Origin of the sequence: Thermococcus sp. (genome assembly GCF_027063845.1) — an archaeon.
GTDB lineage: Archaea > Methanobacteriota_B > Thermococci > Thermococcales > Thermococcaceae > Thermococcus.
In genome coordinates this window covers 1-1915 of record NZ_JAMOQU010000015.1, presented here as the reverse complement: position 1 = coordinate 1915, position 1915 = coordinate 1, and the positions used below count along the sequence as shown (strand labels likewise).

3 protein-coding genes are annotated in these 1915 nt (G+C 54.6%); 2 read left to right on the top strand and 1 reads right to left on the bottom strand.

The window, feature by feature from the left end; translation table 11 throughout:
* Both MVO87_RS01075 and lipS1 read left to right on the top strand, forming a co-directional pair.
* Window positions 1–570 (top strand): MMPL family transporter (locus MVO87_RS01075; RefSeq protein ID WP_297551912.1); only part of this gene is annotated, 570 nt, incomplete at its 5' end.
* A gap of 278 nt (window positions 571–848) precedes the next feature.
* Window positions 849–1688: a LipS1 family lipoyl synthase gene (gene lipS1 / locus MVO87_RS01070; RefSeq protein ID WP_297551910.1), complete on the top strand. Its 840-nt coding sequence runs from the start codon at window positions 849–851 to the stop codon at window positions 1686–1688.
* Between the two features lie 63 nt (window positions 1689–1751).
* On the opposite strand, the gene MVO87_RS01065 is transcribed toward lipS1, so the two are convergent.
* Window positions 1752–1915: Lrp/AsnC ligand binding domain-containing protein (locus MVO87_RS01065; protein ID WP_297551914.1), on the bottom strand; the 164-nt coding region annotated here is incomplete at its 5' end.

The window sequence follows — 1915 nt, the reverse complement described above, 5'->3', positions numbered from 1 at the left end:
TCGATGGACCTCACCGACAGGATAAACGACATCTTCTGGCACAGGATAATCCCAGTAGCTTTAGTGCTGATGTTCCTCTCGCTGATACCGACGCTCAAGGGACTGCCTGCTGTGGTATCGACGATGATGACAATATTCCTCGGCGTCATGACGAGCATTTGGGTCTCGACGTGGCTCTTCGGCAGGGTTTTCGGCAAGGACGTCATGTGGTTCCTGCCGCTGATGGTCTTCGTCGTGCTCATGGGAGTCGGCATAGACTACAACAGCTTCTACCTCGTCAAGGCCAGGGACGAGTTCGAGCGCCGTTCGCCGAAGGATGCACTGGTAGTCGCCGCGGGAACGATGGACATGCTGGTAATCGGCCTCTCGGTGGTTCTGGCGAGCACCTACGGGGCGCTGATGCTCAGCAGCACGTGGGGAATGAGGGAGATAGGCTTTGCATTGGCGGCAGGAGTCCTGCTGACGGCGACGATGGCGGTGTACTTCATAGGCCCGGCCTTCATGAGCCTCTTCGGCGAGAAGGCCTGGTGGCCTCTGTTCAAGAACCACAAAGAGGCCAGGAAGGAGTGACATCTTTCCCATTTTTGTCCCGGAAGGGTTTTTAGCCCCCTTTTCACTTTTCTTCACTGGAGTGCCATTCAGAAAAAGGTAACCAATGAAGGGGGCAAAACCTCCGTTCTGAGAGGTGAATTGTATGACAGAAAGAAAGAAACTGAAGATATACATCCCCGGAATCAAGTTTCCCTCGCAGGACCGGGGGGTTTCACCCCCCCACGTCCTTGCTAACCCCCTCCCCCGAAGGTGGGGCTCCGCCCCCTGCAACCCCCCTGCTCTGAAAGGTGATTGAAATGGAAGCAGAAAAAAAGAAACTGAAGATATACATCCCCGGAATCAAATTCCCCTCTGTCTCGCTCACGGGGAGCTACTGCGCCCTCAACTGCGCCCACTGCGGGAGGCACTACCTCGAGGGTATGAAGAAGCCCAGGAAAAGGGAGCTCGTTGACTTCTGCCTGAACCTTGAGCGCTCCGGCGGACTGGGCTGTCTGCTGAGCGGGGGAATGGATTCACGCCTGAAGGTACCGATTGACAGGTACGCGGACGAGCTGAGGGAGATTAAGAGGAGAACGAACCTGAAGCTCAACGCCCACGTCGGTTTCATAGACGAGAGCGATTTGGAGTGGTTGAAATACGTTGATGTCGTTTCCCTCGACTTCGTCGGCGATGACGACGTGATAAGGCGAGTTTACAAGATAGGCAAGACACTTGAAGACTACCTGAGGATAATCGAGCTCCTGACCGAGAACGGAATCCGCGTGGCGCCCCACATAACGATAGGCCTCGACTTCGGGAGAATCCACTGGGAGTACCGGGCGATTGACATGCTCATGGAGTATCCAATAGACGTCCTCGTGCTGGACGTTCTCATCCCGACGAAGGGAACTGAGATGGAGAGCGTTCCGAAGCCGAGCGTGGAGGAGAGCCTGAAGGTCATAAAATACGCCCGCGAGCGCTTCAACGGAGAACTAAGCATCGGTTGCATGCGCCCGACTGGAAGGTGGCGTCTTGAGTTCGACAGGGGGGCAGTTTTGGCGAGCGTTGACAGGCTGACGAACCCGCCGAGGAAAATCATAGAGTGGGCAAAAACTGTTAGAGACATCGAGATAATCTACAAGTGCTGTGTGATGTAGGGCTCATCAAACCTCGCATCATCATAAATCAGAAAGGAGAACGCCAATCATCGCCCTAAAGCCTCAGAGTTCCTCTTTAACTGTAACGAAGGACACCATAGTTACCGTCTGGCCTATGCCCTTTATTTCCCTGAGCTTGTCAACGACGATTTTACCGACTTCCTCGGAGCTGGGGGCGCGGACCTTTATGAGGAGGTCCCACTCACCGGCTATTATGTGAACCTCGT

What these genes read in the sequence shown, in the direction of transcription:
- lipS1 (WP_297551910.1), top strand. Translation starts at nt 849, where the DNA reads ATGGAAGCAGAAAAAAAGAAACTGAAGATATACATCCCCGGAATCAAA.